The 24481-nt window shown below is 65.1% G+C and carries 25 protein-coding genes; 14 read left to right on the top strand and 11 right to left on the bottom strand.

Annotated features, from left to right (window positions below; genetic code table 11):
* Positions 1–38 precede the first annotated feature (38 nt).
* The 5 genes from ACQR1Y_RS19960 to ACQR1Y_RS19940 all read left to right on the top strand — a co-directional run bounded on the left by ACQR1Y_RS19960 (position 39) and on the right by ACQR1Y_RS19940 (position 4421).
* Positions 39–338 carry a putative quinol monooxygenase gene (locus ACQR1Y_RS19960; protein WP_434877908.1) on the top strand — a complete coding sequence of 100 codons (300 nt, stop codon included), beginning with the start codon at positions 39–41 and terminating at the stop codon, positions 336–338.
* A 40-nt stretch (positions 339–378) separates the two neighbouring features.
* Entirely contained in the window at positions 379–1002 is a 624-nt protein-coding gene (gene ureE / locus ACQR1Y_RS19955; protein ID WP_434856309.1) for an urease accessory protein UreE, read from the top strand.
* Entirely contained in the window at positions 989–1711 is a 723-nt protein-coding gene (locus ACQR1Y_RS19950; protein WP_434877965.1) for an urease accessory protein UreF, read from the top strand. Before ureE ends, ACQR1Y_RS19950 begins: the two co-directional genes overlap by 14 nt.
* Positions 1712–1855: 144 nt before the next feature.
* Positions 1856–2479 carry an urease accessory protein UreG gene (gene ureG, locus ACQR1Y_RS19945; RefSeq protein ID WP_434856308.1) on the top strand — a complete coding sequence of 208 codons (624 nt, stop codon included), beginning with the start codon at positions 1856–1858 and terminating at the stop codon, positions 2477–2479.
* Positions 2480–2765: 286 nt separating this feature from the next.
* Complete coding sequence (locus tag ACQR1Y_RS19940; RefSeq protein ID WP_434877909.1) at positions 2766–4421, top strand: CHASE domain-containing protein; 1656 nt, start codon at positions 2766–2768, stop codon at positions 4419–4421.
* Positions 4422–4511: 90 nt separating this feature from the next.
* On the opposite strand, the gene ACQR1Y_RS19935 is transcribed toward ACQR1Y_RS19940, so the two are convergent.
* Complete coding sequence (locus ACQR1Y_RS19935) at positions 4512–5060, bottom strand: sigma-70 family RNA polymerase sigma factor (RefSeq protein WP_006612137.1); 549 nt, start codon at positions 5058–5060, stop codon at positions 4512–4514.
* Positions 5061–5297 (bottom strand): NepR family anti-sigma factor, encoded by a 237-nt coding sequence (locus ACQR1Y_RS19930; protein WP_434856306.1) that lies wholly within the window; start codon positions 5295–5297, stop codon positions 5061–5063.
* A gap of 196 nt (positions 5298–5493) precedes the next feature.
* On the opposite strand from ACQR1Y_RS19930, the gene ACQR1Y_RS19925 reads away from it, so the two are divergent.
* A complete protein-coding gene (locus ACQR1Y_RS19925) occupies positions 5494–6297 on the top strand; it encodes a response regulator (protein ID WP_434856305.1) in 804 nt (267 codons plus the stop codon).
* A 72-nt stretch (positions 6298–6369) separates the two neighbouring features.
* Here the strand turns inward: ACQR1Y_RS19925 and ACQR1Y_RS19920 are convergent, their stop codons facing one another.
* Positions 6370–6861, bottom strand: a complete 492-nt coding sequence (locus ACQR1Y_RS19920) for an energy transducer TonB family protein (RefSeq protein WP_434877910.1) — start codon at positions 6859–6861, stop codon at positions 6370–6372.
* Positions 6862–7169: 308 nt separating this feature from the next.
* On the opposite strand from ACQR1Y_RS19920, the gene ACQR1Y_RS19915 reads away from it, so the two are divergent.
* Entirely contained in the window at positions 7170–7619 is a 450-nt protein-coding gene (locus ACQR1Y_RS19915; RefSeq protein WP_434877911.1) for a hypothetical protein, read from the top strand.
* Positions 7620–7694: 75 nt separating this feature from the next.
* Here ACQR1Y_RS19915 and ACQR1Y_RS19910 read toward each other — a convergent pair whose 3' ends face one another.
* The 3 genes from ACQR1Y_RS19910 to ACQR1Y_RS19900 all read right to left on the bottom strand — a co-directional run bounded on the left by ACQR1Y_RS19910 (position 7695) and on the right by ACQR1Y_RS19900 (position 9810).
* The gene (locus ACQR1Y_RS19910) at positions 7695–8138 is read right to left on the bottom strand and encodes a hypothetical protein (RefSeq protein ID WP_434877912.1); all 444 of its coding nucleotides are present in this window, start codon (positions 8136–8138) and stop codon (positions 7695–7697) included.
* A 101-nt stretch (positions 8139–8239) separates the two neighbouring features.
* On the bottom strand, positions 8240–8611 hold the full coding sequence (locus ACQR1Y_RS19905; protein ID WP_434877913.1) for a DUF883 family protein: 372 nt from the start codon (positions 8609–8611) through the stop codon (positions 8240–8242).
* Between the two features lie 80 nt (positions 8612–8691).
* Positions 8692–9810, bottom strand: coding sequence for an AI-2E family transporter (locus ACQR1Y_RS19900; protein WP_434877914.1), 1119 nt, complete (start codon positions 9808–9810; stop codon positions 8692–8694).
* Between the two features lie 223 nt (positions 9811–10033).
* Between ACQR1Y_RS19900 and ACQR1Y_RS19895 the strand changes: the two genes are divergently transcribed.
* Together ACQR1Y_RS19895 and ACQR1Y_RS19890 are read left to right on the top strand one after the other, a co-directional pair.
* Positions 10034–10774, top strand: a complete 741-nt coding sequence (locus ACQR1Y_RS19895; RefSeq protein WP_434856299.1) for a L,D-transpeptidase — start codon at positions 10034–10036, stop codon at positions 10772–10774.
* A 15-nt stretch (positions 10775–10789) separates the two neighbouring features.
* The gene (locus ACQR1Y_RS19890) at positions 10790–11449 is read left to right on the top strand and encodes a DUF2865 domain-containing protein (protein ID WP_434877915.1); all 660 of its coding nucleotides are present in this window, start codon (positions 10790–10792) and stop codon (positions 11447–11449) included.
* Between the two features lie 13 nt (positions 11450–11462).
* Here ACQR1Y_RS19890 and ACQR1Y_RS19885 read toward each other — a convergent pair whose 3' ends face one another.
* Positions 11463–13556, bottom strand: coding sequence for a methyl-accepting chemotaxis protein (locus ACQR1Y_RS19885; RefSeq protein ID WP_434877916.1), 2094 nt, complete (start codon positions 13554–13556; stop codon positions 11463–11465).
* Positions 13557–13621: 65 nt separating this feature from the next.
* A complete protein-coding gene (locus ACQR1Y_RS19880; protein WP_434877917.1) occupies positions 13622–15715 on the bottom strand; it encodes a methyl-accepting chemotaxis protein in 2094 nt (697 codons plus the stop codon).
* 176 nt (positions 15716–15891) lie between these two features.
* Here ACQR1Y_RS19880 and ACQR1Y_RS19875 point away from each other — a divergent pair, with 176 nt between their 5' ends.
* Positions 15892–16047 (top strand): Thivi_2564 family membrane protein, encoded by a 156-nt coding sequence (locus ACQR1Y_RS19875; protein ID WP_434856295.1) that lies wholly within the window; start codon positions 15892–15894, stop codon positions 16045–16047.
* Between the two features lie 64 nt (positions 16048–16111).
* Here the strand turns inward: ACQR1Y_RS19875 and ACQR1Y_RS19870 are convergent, their stop codons facing one another.
* Positions 16112–18286, bottom strand: coding sequence for a malate synthase G (locus tag ACQR1Y_RS19870; RefSeq protein ID WP_434877918.1), 2175 nt, complete (start codon positions 18284–18286; stop codon positions 16112–16114).
* 1027 nt (positions 18287–19313) lie between these two features.
* Here ACQR1Y_RS19870 and ACQR1Y_RS19865 point away from each other — a divergent pair.
* From ACQR1Y_RS19865 to ACQR1Y_RS19855, 3 genes are all read left to right on the top strand, one after another.
* Entirely contained in the window at positions 19314–19670 is a 357-nt protein-coding gene (locus ACQR1Y_RS19865) for a type II toxin-antitoxin system RelE/ParE family toxin (RefSeq protein ID WP_434856293.1), read from the top strand.
* Entirely contained in the window at positions 19657–19977 is a 321-nt protein-coding gene (locus ACQR1Y_RS19860; RefSeq protein WP_434856292.1) for a helix-turn-helix domain-containing protein, read from the top strand. The genes ACQR1Y_RS19865 and ACQR1Y_RS19860 overlap by 14 nt, the downstream gene beginning before the upstream one ends.
* Positions 19978–20112: 135 nt before the next feature.
* Entirely contained in the window at positions 20113–20457 is a 345-nt protein-coding gene (locus tag ACQR1Y_RS19855; protein WP_434877919.1) for a hypothetical protein, read from the top strand.
* A gap of 158 nt (positions 20458–20615) precedes the next feature.
* Here the strand turns inward: ACQR1Y_RS19855 and ACQR1Y_RS19850 are convergent, their stop codons facing one another.
* A complete protein-coding gene (locus tag ACQR1Y_RS19850; RefSeq protein WP_434877920.1) occupies positions 20616–21008 on the bottom strand; it encodes a hypothetical protein in 393 nt (130 codons plus the stop codon).
* 332 nt (positions 21009–21340) lie between these two features.
* On the opposite strand from ACQR1Y_RS19850, the gene ACQR1Y_RS19845 reads away from it, so the two are divergent.
* Entirely contained in the window at positions 21341–22327 is a 987-nt protein-coding gene (locus ACQR1Y_RS19845; protein ID WP_434877921.1) for a cytochrome-c peroxidase, read from the top strand.
* A 229-nt stretch (positions 22328–22556) separates the two neighbouring features.
* Here the strand turns inward: ACQR1Y_RS19845 and cysC are convergent, their stop codons facing one another.
* On the bottom strand, positions 22557–24473 hold the full coding sequence (gene cysC / locus ACQR1Y_RS19840; protein ID WP_434877922.1) for an adenylyl-sulfate kinase: 1917 nt from the start codon (positions 24471–24473) through the stop codon (positions 22557–22559).
* Positions 24474–24481 lie beyond the last annotated feature (8 nt).

Raw genomic sequence — 24481 nt, 5'->3', positions numbered from 1 at the left:
GGTACCCAGAAACAGAAACGTACCGGGAGGACTGCTTCGTGATCTATGTCGTCGCCACTTTGACCATCAAGCCCGAAACGCGTGCCGAGTTCATTGCCGCTGCCACTGCCTGCATCGAAGGGACCCGCAAGGAACCCGGCAATGTCGCCTATGATCTGCACGAAAGCGTCACCGATCCGAGCAGGATGGTGTTCGTCGAGCAGTGGGAAAACGCCGAGGCGCTGGTGCCGCATCGCGCGACCGAGCACATGAAGACGTTCGGGCGCGTCGCCGTGAAATGCATGGCGGCGCCGCCGAAGATCGAGATCATCACGCCTGAGAAAGTCGATGTCCGCTGAGCGGAATTGATCGGGCGCAAGAGAGAATGAGGATGTCAGTATGATCCGCGCCACGCGCGTGCTCGGGCAGCATCGTTGGAAAGAGGCGGCCGCCGATTCCGTCCTGCTCGATTTCGACGACCGCCACCGCCGCCGCATGGCGATGACGGGCACGCGCGGGCTGGAATTCCTGCTCGACCTCGAGCACGCCACCGCGCTGCGCGGTGGCGATGCGCTCGTGCTCGAGGATGGCCGGCTGATCGAGGTCGTTGCGGCGGCCGAGCCACTGCTCGAGATCCGCGCCAGCGATCCGCAGCATCTGGTGCGGCTCGCCTGGCATCTCGGCAACCGGCATCTGCCGACCCAGCTCATGGCCAAGAGCCTGCGCATCCGCCGCGACCATGTGATCGAGGCGATGGTGAAGGGCCTCGGGGCCCGCGTCATCGAGATCGAGGCGCCGTTCGATCCCGAGGGCGGCGCTTATGCCGAGCCCAGCCATGCTCATGCCCATGATGATCACGACCATCACGGGCACGGTCATCATCACGATCACGGGGCGCATGATCATGGGCATCATGGCCATGATCACGGCCATGCGCATCACCATGATGACCATCATGTCCATGATGAGCATTGCGGTCACGATCATCATCACGGGCATTCCCATGCTCATGACCACAAGTGAGCGGGCGAGCGCCTTGACGGAGATGCGCGAGCTGGATTCGGCCGCGCTTTATCGCCTGCTGACCTGGCTGTCGCCGGCGTTTCCGATCGGCGGCTTCTCCTATTCCAGCGGCATCGAATGGGCTGTCGAGGCCGGCGACATCGCCGATGCCGCGTCGTTTCGCGACTGGCTGTCGACCATGCTCACCCATGGCGGCGGCTTCTGTGACGCCGTGTTTCTCGCACACACGCATCGCGCGGTGGAGCATGGAAACATGGAGGTGCTCGGCGAGATTGCCGGGCTCGCCGCCGCCTTCGTGCCGTCACGCGAGCGTCAACTCGAGACGTCATCGCAGGGACGGGCCTTCATCGAGATCGCCCGCTCGGCATGGAGCAGCCCGGATCTCGACGATGCGGTCGCACGTTGTGAGACGGTGGTTTATCCCGTTGCCGTCGGACTTGTCGGCGCCTTGCACGATGTGCCACTGATGCCCTTGCTGCACGGGTTTCTGCACGCTGTGACCTCGAACTGGATTTCTGCCGGCAGCCGGCTCGTTCCGTTGGGGCAGACCGACAGCCAGCGCGTGCTGGCTGCGCTCGAGCCGGTGGTCGCGGCGACCGCGGACCGTGCGCTGGTGGCGTCGCTCGATGATCTCGGCAGCGCCACCTTCCGCGCCGACCTCGCCAGCCTGCGCCACGAGACGCAATATACGAGGTTGTTCCGCTCGTGAGCCGTTCGTATTTGTCGACACCGGTGCAGCCGATGGGCGCCATCGCGCCGGCCGCGCGAACGATCGGGCCGCAGCGGGCGACATCCACGATTTTTTGGTGTTATCGATCCTCGCTCGCGCGGGGACGGCAGAAGGACAATTGACATGGCATCGTCTCACGGTCCGCTCCGCGTCGGAGTCGGCGGTCCCGTCGGATCCGGAAAGACCGCATTGATGGACCTGCTCTGCAAATCGATGCGGGAGCGTTACGACATCGCAGCGATCACCAACGACATCTACACCAAGTGGGATGCCGAGTTTCTGGTTCGCTCGGGCTCGCTGACGCCGGATCGCATCGCAGGCGTCGAGACCGGCGGCTGTCCGCACACGGCGATCCGCGAGGACGCCTCGATGAACCTGGCCGCGGTGGCCGATATGCGGGCCAAGTTCCCGGGCCTTGATCTGGTGCTGATCGAATCCGGCGGCGATAATCTCGCCGCGACCTTCTCGCCGGAGCTCGCCGACATCACGATCTACGTCATCGACGTCGCGGCCGGCGACAAGATACCCTCCAAGGGCGGTCCGGGCATCACCCGCTCCGACCTGCTGGTCATCAACAAGATCGACCTCGCACCCCATGTCGGTGCCTCGCTGGAGAAGATGGAGACGGATGCCAAGCGCATGCGGGGGGAGCGTCCGTTCGTCATGACCAACCTGAAGAAGAGCCAGGGGCTCGACCGGATCATCGGCTTCATCGAGGCCAAGGGCGGGCTCCAGCCCTCCGCCTGACGGGGTGATCCTGCCGACCCGCTGCGGCGTTGCTGCTCGTGGGGGAGGGCCGGCAGACGCAAAAAAGCCGTACCCGACCGGAACAACTTTCGAGGCCGGCTGTTGCTTCCACCCCGGGGTGCGCCTTACCCGAAGGCGCCCAGGCGGCTGGTGGACGGCCGGTACCCTGGGATTGCTTTCGCGATCGCTCCGATCACGTCCGCTCGCCCGAGGTGCGTCTTGAGTTGCAGGTCAGGTTATTGGATGACTGGTCTCCTTCGCCAACCCTCGACCTCAGAGTAGACGAGTGCTCCGGCTGGGTATCATCATTGCCGTGATTGCGTTAGTCGGGACGGCGCTGTCCGGCTTGGCTGCCTATCGCGTTCACGACCAGGAATTGGCCATCGACCGGATCGCGCTCGCGCGCGCCATCGACGTTCACGCCAGCCTGGTCCAGGACCGCCTGACGGAGCGCGAGCTGCTGGCGCGGGTGGCATCCGGACTGTTTCGGGCGCCGTCCGTGATCAAGGCCAACATGCTGGAGCCGCTGCGCTCGTCGATCTACGCCTTCAAGACCGATTTCGTGGTTGCATCCTGGATCGCGCGCCTCCGCCCCAACGAATTTCCGGTCGCTCAGGCCGAGCTGCGGCAGGCGGGCTTCCCGAACCCGACCATTCGCAGCTACGACGACACGCCGTTGGCGCCGAATGTCGACCAGCCGGTCGACGTGCTGATGGACCTGGAGCCGCGCAACGCGGAAACGAGCAGGCTTCCCGGCCGGGCGCTTGACCGCCAGCCCATCGTCGGGCCGATGCTGGCGCGGGCGATGGCGGAGGGCAAGCCGATCGCCTCGGATCCCACCCCGTTGTTGCGGAGCGATGGTCCTATGGGCATCGTGCTGGCCGCCCCGGTCGTCCCGCAGGGAGCCACCAGCCCGGCAGGCTTCGTGACATTTTCCTACGAGATCGGGCCGCTGCTGCTCACCAACGATGATCTCTCATTGTTCTCGGTCGCGTTGAAGGACCCTCGCAACGCGTCCGACGAACTGGTCGCTAACGATCAGGGCGCCGTCACGATGAGAACGCGCGGAATGGACGATCCAGCGCCGTCCTCCACCCGCACCGTGGCGTTCGGCAATCACGATTGGTCGCTGGTCTACTACGCCAAGAGCAACGCAGTCCGGCGCGCGCAACAGACCGCAGCGATCGTCGGCGTGATCGGGCTTGCATTGACCGGCATCATCTGCGGCCTGTTCGGCTACGTCGCGTACAACAATCTGCGGCTGAGCCGAGAAATCCAGGTGCGGATCGGCTTCGAGCGCCGGTTGACGGCGGTCATCGACGAGCTGAATCATCGGGTCAAGAACATCCTGGCGGTGATCCAATCCATCGTGACGCGCACACTGCGCCATGGCAGCGACATCGATGTCGCGCGCGAGCTGCTGATCGGGCGGATCCACGCGATGTCGAACGTGGTGACATTGCTCAGCGAAAGCCAGTGGCAGGGCGTTCAGCTGCGCGGTCTGTTCGAAGCGCGCGCGATCCCACATGCCGAGCGCATCGCGGTCAGCGGGCCGGATATCACCGTGAGCGCCCGCGCCGCCCAGAGCCTCTCTCTGTTGTTCTTCGAACTCGCTTCGCACTCCGACGAAGGCTTGTCGCTGGTCGGCAAGCACCCGCACATCACGGCGAGATGGGAGGTGACGGGCGAGGAGCCGAACGCCGTCTTCAACTTCCGCTGGGAAGAGCTGAACACCAGTGAAGCGACGCGACGTCCGGACAGCGATTTCGGATTGATCCTGCTCGATCGCGTGGCGCCTGAAGCCCTTGGCGGAACGTCGAAGCGCTTCTTCACCGAAGCGAGCTACGTGTATGAGCTGACCGCTCCGATGGAGACCGTCATCGACATGACGGAGCGCGACCGTACCGAACAATTCTCGGCGCCAGTACGTCCGCCCAAATAGTCGGACTGACAAGTCTCGCCATCAATGCAAAGAGGCGGCTCCCGGAAACGGGGCCGCCTCTTTAACCGTTCTGTCGGGCTGCGAGCGGCGTCAGCCGCCGCTGCCACCGATCACGGCCCGCACGGTTTCGTCCGGACCGAAATCCTCGGCTCCCTCGACGTAGAGCAGAGCCGCGAGTTTCGAGCGCGCCCGGTTGACGCGGCTCTTGATCGTGCCGACGGCGCAGCCGCAGATCGCGGCGGCATCCTCGTAGGAGAAGCCGGATGCACCGACCAGGATCAAGGCTTCGCGCTGGTCCTGCGGAAGCTTCTCCAGGGCGGCACGGAACTCCTCGAACTCGAGATGCGCGCCTTGCGAGGGATGCGTCTTGAGCGTCTTGGCGTAGTTGCCCTCGGCATCTTCAACCTCGCGCCGGCGTTTGCGATAGTCGGAGCGGAACAGGTTGCGCAAAATGGTGAACAGCCAAGCCGGCAGATTGGAACCGGGTTGAAACGAGTCGATGTTGGCCAGCGCCCGAAGCAGGGTTTCCTGCACCAGGTCGTCAGCGCGATCGCTATTACCGCTCAAGGAAATCGCAAATGCGCGGAGGCTGGGGACGGCCGCGAGGATATCGTCCCTCAAGGAATCAGTGAGAGGCATTCACTCCCTCCCGTCGTTCTGGTCGGTGGATCCCCCGCCGTTCTCCACGTGGGACTTTGCTGCCGGTCCATCAAGCTTGCGAACCAAATCCGCAAACCGATCCGGCACCCCCTGGCGGACGACATCGTCGTACATCGCGCGGAGTTGATGACCGATCCTCGACTGGATCTCTGCGTTGAGTCCGCCGGGCTTGCGCGGTGCCGCATTCTTGCTGGCTTGAGACTTTACATCTTTCATGACCTTTTCCACGTTTCCCCGAGAGTTAAGTCCCTGAAGCTTCAAGAATTATTCTCGCCACCGAGAGGGTCTGTCGGGAACTAATGCAACGGGGCGCGAAAAGTTCCACGCGTTTGGGGAACTTTTCTTAATGTCGGGCGTAATCAGCACATCATGGAACTCGGGCCGACCGCCCGGAATACCAAATGGAGTGGGGATGAGCCGATCACAGCTAGTTGCTGAACATTTGCCGCTGTTGCGCCGGTATGCACGTGCTCTCACCGGTAGCCAGGGGTCCGGGGACGCCTATGTCGGCGCCATGCTGGAGGCTCTGATCCAGGATCCGGCGCTGCTGGACGAGCGGTATGGCGCGCGCGCCGGTCTTTTCAGGCTGTTTACCCAGATCTGGAATTCGGTCGCGCTCAACGACGATGCCGAGGTCGCGACCTTGCCGATGCCGCCCGAGCGGCGCCTCTCCAACATTACTCCCTTGCCGCGGCAAGCCTTCCTCCTGCTCTCCCTCGAAGGATTCCCGGAGGAGGAGGTGTCGTTCATCCTGGATATCGACGTGGCAGAGACCCGCCGTCTCGCCGATGCGGCCGGTCGCGAGCTCGCCGCCGAGATTGCGACCGACGTGCTGATCATCGAGGACGAGACCTTCATCGCGATGGATCTCGAGAGCCTCGTCAAGAATCTCGGCCACAACGTCATCGGTGTGGCGCGCACGCATGCGGATGCTGTCGCGCTTGCGAAGAACAAGAAGCCCGGCCTCATCCTGGCCGACATTCAGCTCGCCGACGGCTCTTCCGGTCTCGATGCCGTCAACGAACTGCTGCGGACATTCGAGGTTCCCGTGGTGTTCATCACCGCCTATCCCGAGCGCTTCCTGACCGGCGAGCGGCCGGAGCCGGCGTTCCTGATCTCCAAGCCGTTCCAGCCGGCGATGGTGTCGGCGGTGGCGAGCCAAGCGCTGTTCTTCCAGCGCAACTCGCGCAATCGGATGCCGAAGCCGGCGGCCTGACGCGAAGCGAGATTGGTCCCAACCCACGGCGCGCCCCGCAAGGGCGCGCCGTCTTCGTTGTGTAGGTCTTGCTCAGCAGCCCCGGCAGATGGTGTTGAGCTTCGCCTTGAGGGCTTTATCGTTTGCGGTGATTTCGTCAGACAGGACGCCGGAGGGCCGCAGCGGCACAAACACGACGGGCAAAGTGAATCTCAGCTCTTCATCGGGCCATTCGCGCGGTAGAGGGGCGAACGGCTGTGAGCGTTCGACCATGGCCAGCGCCTCCTGATCCAGCGCCGGCTCGCCCGTGCTTTCGAGCAAGGCTGCAAACCGCAAGCGTCCGTCTCGGTCGATCTCGAATACGACCTTGGCCTTGCCGCCCTTGTCCTTTGCCTCCGGAGGGACGCGGCGATGCATTTTCAGCTGCAAGACGAGATCTCTGACCCACTCGTCCCTGGTGCCGCCGAACGCCTCTGCCGGTCCCAGGAGCGCAAGCGCCAATGCCACGCGAGCCGACGCCCAAGGCAGCCAACCTGATCGCATCCCAGCCCCCGTGCCGGCTACCGCCGCGAAATCCTCGGTCAATCCATACCGCCAAGGGCCGTTGGCAGCAAAGAGCGGGGCAAACGGGGGAGATCAAAAAGATGCGGGGCACCGCCGGCATCACCACGGCGGTGCCCCGCGTCGCCGGTCAATGGGGCAGGGGGAATAACCGGCTGCCGAGATGACGCGCCACCCCGAAAGTCGTTCCCACCGCGATACAGATTTTTTCGATCAGCTGTCGAGGATCACGGAAGTGTTGACACACGGTTAAGTGATTTGCCCGTCCGCGAACCCAGCTCGTGCGACCCACGTTGGTATGCCGATCGCCTGACGGCGAGGGGAGCAGAGATATGTCGCAGACCGCGAAAGTTGTCGTTCTGAGTTCGCTGGCCGCCTCGGTTATGCTCGTTGGCGCCATGCAACTTGCGTCGGGGCACGATCTCGCCTCTCTGGCGACCGACGCCGCGGCCAGGGTCTCCGCCAGCGACAGGGGCGTCGTCGCAACGTCAAGTCACGTCAATCGGAGCGCAAAATCCGACCGGGCTGCGACGGCTGCGGACGCTGCGCCGACGCAGACCGTATCGATCAAGCTCGCCGCCTTCGCCGACACAACGTTCCTGATGCGCCTTCCCGTAGCCCCGCCTGCTGCGAGCGTCGCTCCTTCGGTGCCCCAGGGATCGCAGCTGATCACCACGGACGGCCGGCAGCAGGCGACGAAGCATCCAGTCGCGTGTGAGCCGTCGGTGTCCGTCCTGACCGAAATTGCCAAGCGACTTCAGCCCGGCCGCTGCTTGACTTGATGACGCTCTCCGCCAGCGCGAGACTGGCGCCGAGCGGCCTGTGAGTCCGGATCGTTTTGGACGAGCCGTGGAATGTCACTCGGCCGGTGATTGGCTCTCGCCGGCTTGCCGGCTGACGAAGATTCCAAGCGCGAGTCCGCCCACAGCTAGAATTGGGACTAGTCGCTTTACTCCGATCATACGGACGATCTGCAGCCCGCTGGCGAGCAGCATCGGGTCGGCCAGGACGGACTGGGCGGCTGAGCGTGCCGTGTCGGCCGTCCGCGAGGCGCGCCTGTTGATGGCACGTTTGCGCACCATGTAGCTGATCGCTGCGATCAAGGTGACCACGAAGAAGATGGCTGCTCCCGTGAGGCACGCAGCGATCAGCCCGTAGCGCTGGAAAACGGCGACGAAGGCGGCTGCACATAGAAAGCTCGTGGTGACGAACAATCCCGCCGCTGTGGCCATGGCCAGCGACGTCAGCCGAACGGCATGTCCGGTCGATTCCTGGACGTCCGCGATCAGGCGCTGAAGCATGTCATCATTCTCCGTGTTCGCTCATTCCTGTGGCCCTAAACTGAATCGGCGCCGATGCCGGCGCCGAAAGACGGGTCGTTGCTTCGCCGCACTTCACTGAGCTAGCGACGCCAGGCCGCGCCAATCAGGAATCCGAGGCCCAGCGCGAGGCCGACAGTTGCGAGCGGCCGCTGCGCGATCACGTCCTCCAGCCGCTCTTCGAGCGAGTTTGCCGCGTCCTGCGCGGCGCCGAACATGGCACCGCCACGCTCGGACATGTCGTCGAAGGTCTGATCCACGTTCTCGCGGGCCTGACGATAGCCGCTCCGGGCTTGCTTGCCGGCCTGTCCGGCAAAGGCGTTCAAGGCATCGGTGATCTGTTCGGTGAGGGCTGCGATATCGTTCTTCACGGCGTGAACATCCTTCTGCAAGCGGTCATAGTTCGCTTTGTCGGTGAGATCTTTCAGGCTGATTTCACCATCGGGCGGTGGCATGGAAAGCTCCCGGGGCCAGGCTCATATGTGTCAGCTGCAGAAACGCCGCGTGCCGGCCGAAGTTCCTGCCTTGAAACCAATTAGTCAGACGGCAGTTGCGGCGAATTGTCAGGCAGCAGGTGCTCTTTCATGATGATCCCGACAATCAGCAGCGGCGACGCCAGGAAGGCGCCCATCGGGCCCCACAGCCACGTCCAGAACGCCAGCGCGATGAACACGGCGAGAGCATTGAGCGCGAGCCGCCGGCCGATAATGGTCGGGGTGACGAAGTGCCCTTCCATGAAGGTGATGACGGCGAAGATCAGAGGGCCGACCATGCCGGCGCCCAGAGTCGGGAACGCGATGGCGCCGACCACGACGAGCACCACGAACATCGCGATTGGTCCGATGATCGGGATGAAGTTCAGCGTTGCGGCCAGTGCTCCGAGGCCGGCCGGGTTCGGCATTCCTGCCAGCGCGCAGGCGAGGCCGGTGGCGATGCCGACGCCGGTGTTGATGAAGGTGACGGTCAGCAGGTAGTTGCCGAGGTGCAGCTCGAGCTCATTGAGGATACGCAAGGTCCGCAGCCGCGCCTCGTGATCGCCGAAGGTCATGATCAGCGTCCGCCGCAGATCGCGCCAGCTTGCGATGAACAGCACCAGCGTTGCGAAGAACAGCAGGAATTCGGTGAAGGTCGGGGAGAGAAATTCGATCGTCGGCTGCACCCAGTCGAACTTTGGAAGCTCCAGGCTGGCCGGCGCCGCCGTGCTTCCGCCTCCGATTGCCGCCTGCATCTCGTGCCACAGCGCGAGCGGCCGGTCGAACACGTGCAGCTTCGTCTTCATCTGCGTCGCAAGTTCGGGAAGCCGGTTCGTCCAGTCGAGCACCGGCGCCGAGATCAGACCGATGATGAAGGCGAGCCCCGCGGCCACGGCGATGACGATCAGCACGGCGCCGACACTTCGGGGAATATGGTGGCGCTCGAGAAAGTTGGCTGCGGGCGACAGCATCGTGCCGACGACGAAGGCCATCACGATGGGAAGAAAGAACGCCTTGGCGACATAGAGTACGCCCGTTACGCAGATCGCCGCCAGAATGACCAGTGCGATCGCGACGACCTCGGCACGTTTGATGACCGGAGGTACTTCCTGGCTGCTTTCCGCGACGGCTGCGGCCTCGTGCCCGCTCGCCAGGAGTCGCTCGGTGGGAAGGACACGCACCATGGTTTCCCCGGCGAATGGAGCGCAAAGCTCGCAATGTCATGTTCTGAATTGAAATGGATAACAGCTGGTCCCGCGGCCGGTTCCCTCGCGAGAACGTGAGCATCATTGCGCTTGACTGACGCAGGTCGACCACTCCCTCGCGGGAACTACGGCGACCTATGTGACGTTTGAGGAGGCAATCACGCATCGCACGGCGATGCTCGTCTGACAGGGGCATTCCATGACACAGATCTCTTCCGGCAGCCGGTTCAGCCTGCGCAGGACTGCGACGCTCGTGCTCGGCGCGGCTGCGCTCGTGCTCCTGCCCGGTTCGGCTTCGCATGCCCAGAGTCTTGGCTACGCGCCGGTCGAGCAGCAGGCGTTTCCGCCGGATGATACTGACGCGGCGGCAGTGACGCAGGATGAGGATAGCCAGCTGCCGGACCGCCTGCGTCGCACGGTCGTCAATCTCGATACCCGCGAGGCGCCGGGCACCATCATCATCGATACCGGCAACACCTATCTCTACTACGTGCTGGGCGGCGGCCGTGCGCTGCGCTATGGCGTCGGGGTCGGCCGCGAGGGCTTCACCTGGTCGGGCGTGCAGACGGTGACGCGCAAGGCGGAGTGGCCGGATTGGCATCCGCCGGCGCAGATGATCGCCCGCCAGCCCTATTTGCCGCGGTTCATGGCGGGCGGCCCCGGCAACCCGCTGGGGGCGCGCGCGATGTATCTCGGCTCCAGCGAGTATCGCATCCACGGCACCAATGATCCGACCACGATCGGGAAGTTCGTCTCGTCGGGCTGCATCCGCCTCACCAATGAGGACGTCTCGGATCTGTTCAGCCGCGTCCAGGTCGGCACCAAGGTCGTTGTGCTGCCGAAGAACGGCTCGCTGCAGGCCCGCACCGGCGCGCCCCGCGTGACGTCGTTGTCGTCGGGACGGCAGGCGATGTCTTTGCCTGTTGCCAGCATCAACTAAGCGAGGACCGCGACCATGACCAATCGACGGATCTTCGCCGCCATCGCGGTCGCAACCCTGGCCGGCGCAGGCGCGCTGGCCGGCCCCACCAGCGCGGGCGCGCAGGACTTCTTCTCGCAGCTGTTCGGCGGCTTCAACGCGCCGCCGCGGCCGCAGCCCTACATTCGGATGCCGTTCGCCGACGAGGCGCCCGTACAGCGTCCGGCGCCGCGCGGCGATGTCACCTATCGCAGCGGCGGCAGCAGCAGCGTCGCCTGGTGCGTCCGCACCTGCGACGGCCGCTACTTCCCGCTCGGCGCCACCGGCGACCAGAGCAAGGAAGCGGCGTGCAACAGCTTCTGCCCGGCGTCCAAGACCGAGGTGGTCTATGGCAGCGCGATCGACAATGCCGAGACCGACGGCGGCAAGTCGTATTCGGCCCTGCCCAACGCCTTCAAGTACCGCACCGAGATCGTCGACGGCTGCACCTGCAACGGCAAGGACCATTTCGGCCTCGCCAAGGTGTCGATCGACAACGACCCGACCCTGCGCAAGGGCGACGTCGTCGCCAGCGACGATGGCCTCAAGGTCGCCAACCGCACCGGCTCCGGCAAGCGCGCCGAGCTGAACTTCTCGCCAGCGCCGGCCGCGCTGCGCGCGAAGTACGAACGCGCGCCGGTGATGGCGTCGGACTGAGCCCGCGTAGCCGTCAGGCCGCGCGGATCTTGCCGAGGAAGTCCGTGACCTGATGGCCGAGGCTCCTGCTTTGGTGCTCGAGCGTCTCCGAGGCGCGCCGCACATTGTCCGCCGCCGCCGCTGCGGCGTCGGCGTCCGACTTCACGCCGGCGATGTTGTCGGAGACGTTCCTGGTGCCGTCTGCGGCGAACTGCGTGCTGCGCGAAATCTCCTGCGTCGCCGCGCCTTGCTCCTGCACGGCGGCGGCGATGGCGGTGGCGACCTCGTTGACCTCTCCGATGATGCCGCCGATGCGCTGGATCGCATCGATCGCGTCATTGGCGACGCGCTGGATGTCGGCGATCTGCTCGGAAATCTCGTCGGTCGCCTTCGCCGTCTGGCTTGCCAGGGTCTTGACCTCCGAGGCGACGACGGCGAAGCCCTTGCCGGCCTCGCCGGCGCGCGCAGCCTCGATGGTCGCGTTCAGCGCCAGGAGATTGGTCTGCGAGGCGATGCTGTTGATCAGGCCGACGACCTCGCCGATCCGGTTGGCCGACTGCGACAGGCCCTGAACGGTGCCGTCGGTCATGCGGGCCTGGTCGACGGCGCGGCTGGCAATGCCGGCGGCATGCGAGGCCTGCTTGCTGATATCGGCGATCGAGGCGTTCAGCTCCTCGGCGGCCGACGCCACCGTCTGCACGCTCATCGAGGCATCGCTCGATGCCTTTTCGGCGACCTCGGCGCGGTCGTTGGTCTGCCGGGAGACGTTGGTCAGGCCGGCCGACGTCGCCTGCATGTCGGTCGAGGCGCGGCCGAGCTGCTCCAGTGATTGGCGCACCTGCCCTTCGAAAGCGGCGACATGGGCTTCGATCGTCCGCTGGCGCGTGGCGGTGGCGGCATTGCGCTCGCGCTCCTGGGCCTCGATCGCAAGCTTGTCCTGAGCCTGCTGCTTGAAGGTTTCGAGCGCGTGGGCCAAGGCGCCGATCTCGTCCTGCCGCTGCGTATAGCCGGTGTTGACGGCGAGATCGCCGGAAGCCACCTTCAGCATCGCGTCGCGCATGGTGTGGAGAGGAATGATCACGTGCCGGCTGATGGCCATGACGGCGGCAGCCGCGGCGATCGTGGCCAGGATCAGCAGCGAAGATTGCAGCAGCAGCGAGCGCAGAGCTGCGGCATTCTGAGTGCTGGCCTGCTGTCTGGCCGCATCGAGGGCGGCTTCCGCGACCGTGATCGCGGTGGCCATGCGGCCGACCGCCAGGGGGCTCCATTGCGTGGTGGTGATCTCCGGCTTCTCACCCTTGGCGACGGCTGCAACGAGCCGGTCGGCGAGCCCGACATATTGCGGCTCGAAATAGGCGGTCTGCGCGGCCTGAAGGGCCGTCGAGAGGGCCGGCGGCAGCTCCATGCCGGTCGTCGAGAGCTGCAACGCGGTCCAGCTCGCCTCGGCGCCCCCCATCAGCTTCCGGTAAGCGAGCTGGTTCTCCGGCGAGATGCTGCCGCTGTTGATCGCATTGCCGACGATCGACGATGCCTCGCCCGCGACGCTGCGCAACAGCCAGGCAAACTGCTTGATCGAGAGCAGCTGATCGATGGCAGCGTCCTGATGATTGACGCTCGTGACCAGCGCCGTGCTGATCTTGTCGAGCGTGGTCAGCAGCGTGGTGACCGTTTGCACGTAGTTGTCGGCCAGCGCCAGCCGGCGGGAGGATTTCGGCTTGGCGACCTCGCTCCAGAATTCGGTCTGATAGGCCAGGAGGGCCTTTTCGAGCCGTTCGAGCTCCGGAATGAGCGACTGGCTCTGTGCGAATTCGATCGCCGGCAGCAGTTCGCGGGCGCGCCCCAGCGCGGGCATTTCGGTGTCGCGCAGCGAGCGCACATATTTCTCGGCCGCCGGCTCCATCGCCTGGTCGGCATTGATCGCACGCGGCGTGGTCGATCGGTCGCTGCGCAGATTGGTCATCGCGGTGAATAGGAACGCGGAAGCCTCCGTGACCTTGACGATGTTGCCGGTGACCTGCAGCCGCCGCCATGATTCCCAGGAATTCCAGGCGAAGGTGCCGATGACGATCAGGGCAGAAAACATGATCACCGTTTTGAGAACCGCGGCGACGGTGAAGCGACTAAGCATGGAATCCTCGAGTCTCTAGGGCGTTTCGCGTGTTCGTCTGCAGGATCGTCATCCCGATGGTCTCCTCAAGCCGCGCGAATCTTGCGGAGAAAATCCGTGACCTGATGGCCCAGGCTGCTGCTCTGGTGCTCCAGCGTCTCCGAGGCGTGGCGCACGTTCTCGGCCGCGGCGGCCGCAGCGTCGGCGTCCGACTTCACGCCGGCGATATTGTCGGAGACGTTCCTGGTGCCGTCGGCCGCGAACTGCGTGCTGCGCGAAATCTCCTGCGTCGCCGAGCCTTGCTGCTGCACGGCGGCGGCAATCGCGGTGGCGACCTCGTTGACCTCGCCGATGATGCCGCCGATGCGCTGGATGGCATCGATCGCGTCGTTCGCGACGCGCTGGATGTCGGCGATCTGCTCGGAAATTTCGTCGGTCGCCTTGGCGGTCTGGCTGGCGAGCGTCTTCACTTCGGAGGCGACGACGGCAAACCCCTTGCCGGCCTCGCCGGCCCGGGCAGCTTCGATGGTTGCATTCAGCGCCAGCAGGTTGGTCTGCGAGGCGATGTTGTTGATGAGCCCGACGACCTCGCCGATCCTGGTCGCGGATTGCGACAGTCCCTGCACCGTGCCGTCGGTCATGCGCGCCTGTTCGACGGCGCGGCTGGCGATTCCCGCGGCATGCGAGGCTTGCTTGCTGATGTCGGCGATCGAGGCGTTCAGTTCCTCGGCCGCCGAGGCGACGGTCTGCACGCTCATCGACGCATCGTTCGAAGCCTTCTCGGCCACCTCGGCGCGGGCATTCGTCTGCCGCGAGACGTTGGTCAGCCCCGCCGACGTCGCCTGCATGTCGGTCGAGGCCCGCCCGAGCTGTTCCAAGGACCCGTGCACGAGCCCCTCGAATTCGGCGACATAGCTCTCGATCGTGCGCTGGCGCGCGGCGCTGGCGGCATTGCGCTCACGCTCCTGGGCCTCGATCGCGAGCTTGTCCTGAGCCTGCTGCTTGAACGTCTCCAATGCATTCGCCAGTGCGCCGATCTCGTCCTGCCGCTCGGTGTACCCGGTATCGACGCTGAGATCTCCGTCGGCGACTGCGAGCATCGCATCGCGCATCCGGCGCAGCGGCCGGATCACGCGGCGGTTGACGGCGGCAATCGCAGCGCCGCCCGCGATGATGGACACCAGCAGTATCGTGAGCTGCAGGATCAGCGCCTCCATCGCGGCGCCATGTTGCGCGCCGGAATATTCTCGCGCCGCCTCGAGCGCGGCTTCGGCGAGCGTGACCGCGCTGCTCATCTTGCCGACCGAGAACGGACTCCACTGATAGGGCGTCATCTCAGGCTTCTCGCCCTTCTGCAGTGCTCCCAGCAGGCGTTCGCGCAATCCGGTGTATTCGGCGGTGAAGTAGGCCTTCTCGGTATTCGTCATCGCCGCGGACAGCGCGGGCGACAGCTCCATGCCTGAGGCCGCGAGCTGAACGGCCTTCCAGCCTGCATCGATGCCGCCGACGAGCTTGTTGTAGGCCAGCATTGACTCCGGCGACACTTTGCCGGCCGTCAGGCCGTTGCTGACGATCAACGACGCCTCGCCGGCGGTGTTGCGCATCAGCCAGGCCATCTGCTTGATGATCAGCAACTGATCGACGGTCGCGCTCTGGTGATTGACGCTGGCCGCGGCACTCGTCGCGGCCTTGTCGAGCAGGATCAGCAGAGCGTCGAACGTCTCGCCATACTCCTTGGCCAGGCCGGCGCGGCGTGCCGGCTTCGGCTTGACGATCTCGGTCCAGAATTCGGAATGCTGGTTGGTCAGCGTCTTGTTGAGGCGCTCGAGCTCGGAAGCGAGGCTCGGCGCCCCGGTGAAGTTCATGACCTGTAGCAGCTCCAGGCCATGGCTCAGGGCCGGCACGTAGATCTCCCGGCCCGCGCGGAGAAACTTCTCGGTATCGGCATCCATGGCCTGATCGGCGTTCAAGACGCGGATCGTGGTCGAGCGGTCGCTGCGCATGCTGTTCATGGCCTTGAACATCACGGCGGAGAGATCAACGACGCGCGCAATCCGCTGAGCCGCTTGCAGCCTGTTCCAGGACGCCCATGCATTCAGTGAGAACACCACGATCACGGCGAGCGCGGCCATCATGATCACGGTCTTCAGCAGCGACGAAATAGTCAGGCGGTTCAGCATGTTCAGCTCCGATTCACCGCATCTGATCGTAAAGCGGTAAAGATCCGCATGACTGTTCGGTCCGTGAAACTACGGGGGTTGAATGCGCGGTCAGAGGTTCCGGACACGGAACCTCGCGCCTCCGAGCGGGTTGGGTCCCCAGCGCCAGCGCGTCCACCACTTGTCAGGGGCCCTTCATGCTCGTCAGTGCTCTCGTCACCTTTCTCGTCGTCATCCTCATTCTCTATCTGATCAACCTGTTGCCGCTCGACGGCCGGGCCAAGCAGATCTGCCGCGTCGTGGTCATCGTGCTCGGCGTGATCTCGCTGCTGAGGTACATCGCGGTGATATGACCCGGATCATGATACCGTCATTGGAACAAAAAAAGCCCCGGCCGATCGCCGGGGCTTTTCGTTGTCAGGCCTTTGCCTTCTCGCCTGCCTTGGCCTCGCGCCGCCGCGCGGTCAGGATGTATTCGGTGTAGCCGTTCGGCTGGGTCCGGCCTTCGAACACGAGATCGCACGCCGCCTTGAACGCGAAGCCATCGAATGACGGCGCCATCGGCTGATACAGCGGATCGCCGGCGTTCTGCTTGTCGACGACGACGGCCATGCGCTTCAGCGAGTCCATCACCTGGTCCTTGCTGACCACGCCGTGATGCAGCCAGTTGGCGAGATGCTGGCTGGAGATGCGCAAGGTCGCGCGGTCTTCCATCAGGCCGACATCGTGGATGTCGGGCACCTTGGAGCAGCCGACGCCCTGGTCGATCCAGCGCACGACATAGCCGAGAATGCCCTGGCAGTTGTTGTCGATCTCCTGGCGGACGTCATCCGGCGCCCAGTTGGAGTTCGACACGGGGATGGTGAGGATGTCGCCGAGCTTGGCGCGCGGCCCGCCCTTCGTGAGCTCGTCCTGGCGAGCCTTCACGTTGACTTGGTGATAGTGCAGGGCATGCAAGGTCGCTGCGGTCGGCGAGGGCACCCAGGCCGTGGTGGCGCCCGCCTGCGGGTGGCCGATCTTCTGCGCCAGCATGTCCGCCATCTTGTCCGGCGCGGCCCACATGCCCTTGCCGATCTGCGCATGGCCGGGCAGGCCGTCGATCAGGCCCATGTCGACGTTCCAGTCTTCGTAGGCCTTTATCCAGGGCTGCGCCTTCATCTCGTTCTTGCGGATCATCGGACCCGCTTCCATCGAGGTGTGGATCTCGTCGCCGGTGCGGTCGAGGAAGCCGGTGTTGATGAAGACGATGCGCTTGGACGCCTGCTGGATGCAGGCCTTGAGGTTCACCGTGGTGCGGCGCTCCTCGTCCATGATGCCGACTTTCATGGAATTCTCCGGCAGGCCTAGCATCTTTTCGACGCGCGCGAACAATTCGACCGTCAGCGCGACCTCGTCCGGGCCGTGCATCTTCGGCTTGACGATGTAGATCGAGCCGGTGCGGCTGTTCTTGACCTTGGAGTTGCCCTTGAGGTCGTGGATCGCCAGCAGGCCGGTGACGACGGCATCGAGGATGCCTTCCGGAATCTCCTCGCCGTCGGTGCCGAGCACGGCGTCGGTGAACATGTGGTGTCCGCAGTTGCGGATCAGCAGCAGGCTGCGGCCGTGCAGAGTGAGCGTGCCGCCGGACGGCGTCGTGTAGCTGCGGTCGCTGTTCAAGGCGCGGGTCAGCGTCTTGCCGCCCTTCTCGAAATCGGCCGACAGCGTGCCGTTCATCAGGCCGAGCGTGTTGCGATAGACCAGAACCTTGTCCTCGGCGTCGACGGCGGCGACCGAGTCCTCCATGTCGAGGATGGTCGAGACCGCGGCCTCGAGGATCATGTCGGAGACGCCGGCCGGATCGTCCTTGCCGATGACGTGGCTGCGGTCGATCACGACCTCGATGTGCAGGCCGTTGTTGGCGAGCAGGATGACGCTCGGTGCGTCGGCCGAGCCCTGGTAGCCGGCGAACTGGTCGGCATTCTTCAGCGCGGTGGCATTGCCGCTCTTCAGCTTCGCTGCGAGCTGGCCGGCGATGACGCTGTAGGCGGTGACGTCGGTGTGGCTGCCGGTGGCGAGCGGCACGGCGGCGTCGAGGAACGCCTTCGCCTTGGCGATCACCTTGTCGCCCCTGGCCTTGTTGTAGCCGCGGCCGCCCTCGCTCGGATCATGCGGGATGGCGTCGGTGCCGTAGAAGGCGTCGTACAGCGAGCCCCAGCGCGCATTGGCGGCGTTCAGCGCATAGCGGGCATTGGTCAGCGGCACCACCAGCTGCGGGCCGCAGATCTTGCCGATCTCTTCGTCGACATTGGCGGTCTCGACCTTGTGGGTCGCGGGCTCGGGCAGGAGGTAGCCGATCTCCTTCAGGAACGCCGTGTAGGCGCCGAGGTCGAACGCCTTGCCCTTGTTGGCGAGGTGCCAGGCGTCGATCTTGTCCTGCAGCGCGTCGCGGACTTTGAGCAGATCGCGGTTTTTGGGGCCGAGATCGCGCAGGAGCGCGGCCAGCCCGGCCCAGAACGCGTCCGGATCAATTCCCGTCTTGGGGGCCGCCTCCTTGGCGATGAAGTCGAACAGAACCGGGGCGATCTTCAGTCCATGGGCGTCGATACGGGTCATGATGAGACGTTTCTCTCGGGTCAAAGCGACGTTGCGCGTGTTCTGGCATGCTGAAATGGCCGCCTGCGACGGGCGGCGTGTGCAGTGCATTTAACGCCAAAGCGGGGGCCAAGGAAGGGGGGAGGGGGGTATCGCCGTTGGTCGGGGGAGGGGCGCGGCGGGGTCGGTCTGGGCGCTTCCGGAACAACCCGCGCCTGCCGCATGCGATCCTGCCGCCGCCTCCACGGCTGTCATCCCGGGTCCGCCGCCACGCCGGAACTGTCGCCATTATCTCCGCTGTCATCACCCGCGAAAGCGGGTGATCCAGTACGCCGCGACCTCTCGTGGGCCTCACTGCCGACTCTGGAATACTGGATCGCCCGGTCAAGCCGGGCGATGACGGCTGTGGGTGGGGATGCGGCGGCGCACTCACGGGGATGGTCGCTCATCGAAATCATAACTCATGCGAACCCATCCTCGCGGCGCCAGATCGCGTCCGAGCTTTGCTTTTGCTCGCCCCTCGATCACGAGAGGCGCAGGGAAGGCCGGGTGCAGGCTGCACCCATGGCCCGCCTGCAGAAAAAAATGCAGGCGGCAGTCACCACAGGTACGAGCCGGACATCCGGCCTTCCCTGCGCGATGGATTGACGGTTGCTCCGTGGTCTCCCCGGTGCGCCGGGCTTTCTGGTCACCGTTGCCCACGCAGCGCGTTGGCGCTTCGCAGACGTGGCATCAGCATCGGGATGCCAGGACCCCACGGCTTGGCCGTGCGCCCCGGGACTGTCCGTCGACATGATTGCTCACGCCGCAGCCCAAAGCGCCCACCGCATCCCGCACCCGACGTCCGTGACGGCCGCGAACTGTCCCTCGTGTGGGACGGGATGGGCAGAGATAAACATGATTTCCGAAAAAAAGAAAGAAGAATATTTTTCGCCACGGGACTGGACAGGGCAAATCAGGTTGATGCGGTTCAGAAATTCTGTTTTGACGCATTGGCTATCGGTGTTGAAAAGTGTAGCACCTAGTGCTACACTAAGGTTGATCTGCTATGCCCGTTTTCAAGACAGCATGGTTCTCGAAAGCAGCGCGCAAGGCGCGCATCAGGGATGATGAGCTTTGTGAGGCCATCCGGGAGGTCATGCTGGGGCAGGCTGACGATCTCGGAGGGGGCGTCTTCAAAAAGCGTCTGAACAAAAATTTGCATCGGAGCATCATCCTGGCAAAGAGTGGCCGCCGGTGGATCTACGCGTACCTCTTTGCGAAGAAGGACAGGGCGAACATCGGGGATGATGAGCTGGAGGACTTCCGAATGCTCGCAAAGGGCTATGCCGCTTTGGACAACATACAACTCGCTCAGCTTCTGGCGGACGGAGACCTGATGGAGATCTGTCGTGAAGAAGAATAGGTTCCGGTCCGACCTCTCGGAGGCGCTGCATTCGTCTGCGGCAGCGCTGCACAAGGTTGGCGCGCTCGACAAGGCGACGATGAGAGACTTCGATGCCCGACATTTGGTTGTCGCCGACGAGCTGAAGCCTGCCCAGATCAAGAAGATCCGCGAGGCGAACAAGGTCAGCCAGCCCGTATTCGCCCGCTACCTCAATACGAGCGAAAGCACCGTCGAGAAATGGGAGAGCGGTGCCAAGCGACCGAGCGGCATGGCGCTAAAGTTGCTCACTGTTGTTCAAAAGCACGGATTGAAGATCCTGGGTTGAGTAAGGTCGTTCTACAGACCTGACCAGTGCTCAGGGTGAGCCAAGCGAAGGCGCATCGCGAATCAGCGGCATGCCTAACATGGGCTCTCGCGACGAGAAGCTGCCCGTCTGACATCGTATTCGGAGCGTACATCGATGGCTCGTCTGACTGACCGAGATCAATTTGATCTTCTGCTGCCGGAAGATGCGTATCGTGCCGAGCTATTGGGCCAGCTCGACCGCGTCTGCCCGAGCGGATCGATCTATCATGTGTTGAAATTGATCCCCGAGCAGTGCGAAGACGTCTACACGATCCTCGTCGACGACCACACCGTCGCAAGCTTCGACGTGCCCCGTGGGGGGCGGCCGATGGCTTTGACGGCGGTAGAGATTCAGAGCTTCGCGGACTATCGAAACCAGATCGGCCAAGGTAAGGAGCGCATCAAGCTGCAACGCGCAGCCCAGCACGCCCGAGAGATGATCGACAAAGGGAGAGCGTAGGGTGGGCAAAGCCGGGCCTGCGCGTCGCGCGGGAGCGGCGTGCCCACCGCATGCTTTCTCGGCGTGAAACGGTGGGCACGCGCTGCCTCCGGCGTCGCTTTGCCCACCCTACGGCACGGTTGCATGCGCATCGGCGGACCACGCTTCCGTCTTCCGCATCAACTGCCCGTCACCGCCACCACCCGCCTTCGCTCATTGGCATGCTCGTTGTCGTATTTGACGCGGGCGCGCTGCTCGGGGGTGACGCAGACGATGTCGCCGGCATAGGCCTCGCGCCAGACATAGCCGGGGATGCAGGCCTTGGGGCCGTTGCTGCGGTCGGCGTAGTTGATGCGGTTGGGCGCCTGGCGATTGTCGTTCGCGGCGCGGCTGCGCTGATCATAGGTCACGCAGGTGCGGTCGCCGGGATAGGCCTGGCGCCAGACGAAGCCGGCCTTGCAGCCGTCCGGCGGATAGAGGCGGCCCGCCTGGGTGTGGGTCATCCCGCTCAGCACGGACATCGACAGCAGCATGACAACCAAGACGATGTTGGTGGTGCCGAAACGTCCCATGGGTCCCTCCGTGAGTACAACGCATGCGGCCGGTGATTGCCGCTCAGCCGGGGCTGTCGCTGCGCGCGGCTCGACAGCGCCGCCGTCAGCGATACGCTCACGTTTAGAAATCGCGGGCTGCGCCGACCGTGACGCGGATCACGCAATGGGGTGAGGCCGCGTTTGATCCCTCGAACGCCGGAGCCAACAACAGCAACTCATGCGGGGCGAGGCACGGCGGTTGTGCGGCGGCCGGCGCACCCGCGCCGATTCAATGCCGCCGCGCAGTCCTACTTCGGACTTAAAAACTTTCGATAACGACTCGCATCTGGTGGGGTGCGGGGAGTGGTGTCATGGCGTTCACTGGGCTGCGGTCGGTCGTCCTGTGTCTCGGACTACTCACCTTGCCCGCGCTCGCGGCCGACAAGTCGGTGACGCCGTATCTCTCCGTGGTGCCGGAGAAGCCGAGCCTGCTGCAGCGGCTGGCGTCGGCGCTGCGACCCAAGCCGGTGCGGACGGCCGAGCCCGCACACAAGGCCGCGCCTCGTCATGTCGCCAGCGTGGCCAAGAAGAGCAAGGCTCCGCCTGCCGCTGCGGCGGCGGAGACGCCGGCGTTGTCCACGACCGTCGGCGCGGCGATGACCTCTCCAGCGCAACTCTCCGAGGCCGACCTCGCCGCCAAGGGCCTCGCGCTGTTCAACGATGCGAGCCTGTCGGGCGGCAGCAAGGCGTCCTGCGCCACCTGTCACTTCTCGACCGGCCACACCAACAACAAGACCTATGTCGGCCTCGACGTGGTTGCGGACGGCGATCCCAACGGCCGCAACACGCCGACCCTGTGGGGAGTCGGCGAACGCTCGGTGTTCGGCTGGCAGGGCCAGGCCGCGACGCTCGAGGACAGCATCCGCGGCATCATCGTCAACCGCATGAAGGGGCCGGAGCCGTCGAAGGAAACCCTGGCGGCGCTCATCGCCTATGTGAAGACGCTGAACTATCCGGCGAACTGGCAGGTCAGGGAGGACGGCACGCCGCGCGAGGATGCCAGCCCAGCGGTGAAGCGCGGCTTCGAGCTCTATGTCGGCGACGGCGGCTGCGGCACCTGCCATCAGCTCCCGAGCTTCGACAAGAAGAGCAAGGACGACATCGGCACCGGCGGCAAGTTCAAGGTGCCGACCCTGCACGCGGCCGCATCGACCGCGCCGTATTTCCATGACGGCCGCACGGCCTCGCTGCGCGACGCGGTGAAGCTGATGTGGGAGTTCTACGCCAAGAAGATGGAATCGCGGCTGCCGACCGAGGCCGAGCTCGATGATCTCACGGCGTATGTGGGGGCGCTGTGACGCGCGTTAGAGCGGTCTCATTCGCAACTCGACCCGCGCGAACCCTCAACCCTCTCCCTGAGGAGCCCGCCCTGAGGCGGGCGTCTCGAAGGGCGAGGCCCCGATGCGGGCCTCATGGTTCTCAAGGCGATGCGGGAGCATCGCCTGAACGCGCCGCCTTGGGCAGCTGTCGCGGAGAGGCTGCGGAGTAAGGCGCTCCTCACCATGAGGGGCAACAGCGGCCTTCGCCTCAGATATTCGCGCCGAGATCGGCGATGTCGTCGAACAGCACGCCAGTCCGGGAGAGCAGCGCTTCGAGCTCGTCGGTGGCGTCGGCGATGCCGCGGGTGGCGGTGTCGAGCACGAGCTCGGCGTCCAGCGGCGGCTCGTAGTCGTTGCCGATGCCGGTGAAGTTCGACAGCGCGCCGGCGCGGGCCTTGGCATAGTGGCCCTTGGGATCGCGGCTCTCGCAGATCTCGGCCGCCGTGGCGACGTAGACCTCGCGGAACAGGTCGCCGGCGATGCGCCGGGCGGCGGCGCGGTCCTCGCGCGCGGGCGACACCGCGGCGACGATCGCGATGTGGCCGTTGCGGGCGAGATGGGTCGCGACCTCGGCAAGGCGGCGGATATTCTCGGCGCGATCCTCCGGCGTGAAGCCGAGATCCTTGTTGAGGCCGGCGCGCACGGTGTCGCCGTCGAGCAGCACGGGCGCGCCGCCGCGGCCGAACAGCCGCCGCTCCAGCGCGCGGGCAAGCGTCGACTTGCCGGCGCCGGGCAGGCCGGTCATCCAGACGACAGCGCCCTTGTGGCGGTAGCGGTCGGCACGCTCCTGCGGCTGCAGCGCCGATTCCACCGGAATGATATCGACCGGTGCTGCGCGCTTGCCCGCTGCGATCGACAGCACGAGACCACCGCCGGCGATCCGGCCCTGCACCTCGATGACGAGGCGGCCGGTGCGCGGATTTTCGGTGTAGGGATCGACGGCGACCGGCTGGGTCAGCGCGATCTCGATCTCGCCGACATGGTTGCGCGCGATCGCGTTGTTTTCCTCGTTCGAAAGCGAGCCGGGGTCGACCGCCTTCTCGATTGCGACCACGCTGCCGCGCGCTTCGCGGGTGCCGAGCCGCACCAGGATGTTGTCGCCCTTGGAAAGCGGCTGGTCGTGCAGCCAGAAGATGCGGGCATGCAGCCGGCGCGCCGCCTGCGGCTCGCGGCCGACATGGGCGATGATATCGCCGCGCTCGATGAACAGCTCGCGGTCGAGCGTGATGCCGACCGAGCGGCCCGCGCCTTGCGCTGATGTCACCGGCGTCTGCGGCCAGCCTTCAACGGTCTTGATCTTCGCGATCTTGCCGGCCGGCATGATCACGATCTCGTCGCCGGTGCGCAGCTCACCGGCCTCGACGCGGCCGGCGACGATGCGGCGGTCGTCGAACTTGTAGATCGCCTGTACCGGCAGGCGCAGCGGCAGGCTCGACAGCGGCTTCGCCGGCTCCAGGCCGTCGAGCGCCTCGACCACGGTCGGGCCCTTGTACCAGCCGATCCGCGAGGTCAGCTCGGCAACACCGTCACCGTCGCGCGCGGAGATCGGGATCACGGCGACCGGCTTGACGCCGAGGCCCTGGAGATGCGCCGAGATCTCGGCCTTGATGTCGTTGAAACGCGCTTCGCCGAAATCGACGCGGTCCATCTTGTTGACGACGACCGCCACCTGCTTCACGCCGAGCAGATGCAAGAGATAGCCGTGGCGGCGGGTCTGGTCGCGGACGCCTTCGAGCGCGTCGATGATCAGCACCGCGCCGTCCGCCTGCGAGGCGCCGGTGATCATGTTGCGCAGGAACTCGGCGTGGCCGGGCGCGTCGATCAGCACGACCTCGCGCGCATTGGTGCGGAAGCGGATCTGGGTGGTGTCGATGGTGATGCCCTGGTCGCGCTCGGTCTGCAGCGCGTCGAGCAGGAACGACCATTCGAACGGCATGCCGCGGCGGGCGGAGACCGCCTGCAGCATTTCCAGCTTGCCGTCCGGCAGGCTGCCGGTCTCATGCAGCAGGCGGCCGACCAGGGTCGACTTGCCGTGATCGACATGGCCGACGATCACGATTGAGACCTGCGGGCGGCTGGTGCCGTTCGGCGTGGCGGGGGCGGCGGCCGGGACTCTCATGTTCATGACCTCGC

The sequence above is a fragment of the Bradyrhizobium sp. HKCCYLRH3099 genome (assembly GCF_051167855.1).
In the GTDB taxonomy this organism is placed as follows: domain Bacteria; phylum Pseudomonadota; class Alphaproteobacteria; order Rhizobiales; family Xanthobacteraceae; genus Bradyrhizobium.
The sequence above is the reverse complement of the archived record's forward strand: the minus strand, read 5'-3'. Positions and strand labels throughout refer to the sequence as shown.

Excerpts from the sequence above, each read along its gene's own strand:
- ACQR1Y_RS19855 (WP_434877919.1), top strand. The coding sequence starts at position 20,113 with ATGGCTCGTCTGACTGACCGAGATCAATTTGATCTTCTGCTGCCGGAA.
- ACQR1Y_RS19850 (WP_434877920.1), bottom strand. The coding sequence starts at position 21,008 with ATGGGACGTTTCGGCACCACCAACATCGTCTTGGTTGTCATGCTGCTG.
- ACQR1Y_RS19950 (WP_434877965.1), top strand. The coding sequence starts at position 989 with ATGACCACAAGTGAGCGGGCGAGCGCCTTGACGGAGATGCGCGAGCTG.
- ACQR1Y_RS19895 (WP_434856299.1), top strand. The coding sequence starts at position 10,034 with ATGACACAGATCTCTTCCGGCAGCCGGTTCAGCCTGCGCAGGACTGCG.
- ACQR1Y_RS19915 (WP_434877911.1), top strand. The coding sequence starts at position 7,170 with ATGTCGCAGACCGCGAAAGTTGTCGTTCTGAGTTCGCTGGCCGCCTCG.
- cysC (WP_434877922.1), bottom strand. The coding sequence starts at position 24,473 with ATGAACATGAGAGTCCCGGCCGCCGCCCCCGCCACGCCGAACGGCACC.
- ACQR1Y_RS19925 (WP_434856305.1), top strand. The coding sequence starts at position 5,494 with ATGAGCCGATCACAGCTAGTTGCTGAACATTTGCCGCTGTTGCGCCGG.
- ACQR1Y_RS19910 (WP_434877912.1), bottom strand. The coding sequence starts at position 8,138 with ATGCTTCAGCGCCTGATCGCGGACGTCCAGGAATCGACCGGACATGCC.
- ureG (WP_434856308.1), top strand. The coding sequence starts at position 1,856 with ATGGCATCGTCTCACGGTCCGCTCCGCGTCGGAGTCGGCGGTCCCGTC.
- ACQR1Y_RS19880 (WP_434877917.1), bottom strand. The coding sequence starts at position 15,715 with ATGCTGAACCGCCTGACTATTTCGTCGCTGCTGAAGACCGTGATCATG.
- ACQR1Y_RS19885 (WP_434877916.1), bottom strand. The coding sequence starts at position 13,556 with ATGCTTAGTCGCTTCACCGTCGCCGCGGTTCTCAAAACGGTGATCATG.
- ureE (WP_434856309.1), top strand. The coding sequence starts at position 379 with ATGATCCGCGCCACGCGCGTGCTCGGGCAGCATCGTTGGAAAGAGGCG.
- ACQR1Y_RS19905 (WP_434877913.1), bottom strand. The coding sequence starts at position 8,611 with ATGCCACCGCCCGATGGTGAAATCAGCCTGAAAGATCTCACCGACAAA.
- ACQR1Y_RS19890 (WP_434877915.1), top strand. The coding sequence starts at position 10,790 with ATGACCAATCGACGGATCTTCGCCGCCATCGCGGTCGCAACCCTGGCC.
- ACQR1Y_RS19845 (WP_434877921.1), top strand. The coding sequence starts at position 21,341 with ATGGCGTTCACTGGGCTGCGGTCGGTCGTCCTGTGTCTCGGACTACTC.
- ACQR1Y_RS19935 (WP_006612137.1), bottom strand. The coding sequence starts at position 5,060 with ATGCCTCTCACTGATTCCTTGAGGGACGATATCCTCGCGGCCGTCCCC.
- ACQR1Y_RS19870 (WP_434877918.1), bottom strand. The coding sequence starts at position 18,286 with ATGACCCGTATCGACGCCCATGGACTGAAGATCGCCCCGGTTCTGTTC.
- ACQR1Y_RS19865 (WP_434856293.1), top strand. The coding sequence starts at position 19,314 with ATGCCCGTTTTCAAGACAGCATGGTTCTCGAAAGCAGCGCGCAAGGCG.
- ACQR1Y_RS19875 (WP_434856295.1), top strand. The coding sequence starts at position 15,892 with ATGCTCGTCAGTGCTCTCGTCACCTTTCTCGTCGTCATCCTCATTCTC.
- ACQR1Y_RS19930 (WP_434856306.1), bottom strand. The coding sequence starts at position 5,297 with ATGAAAGATGTAAAGTCTCAAGCCAGCAAGAATGCGGCACCGCGCAAG.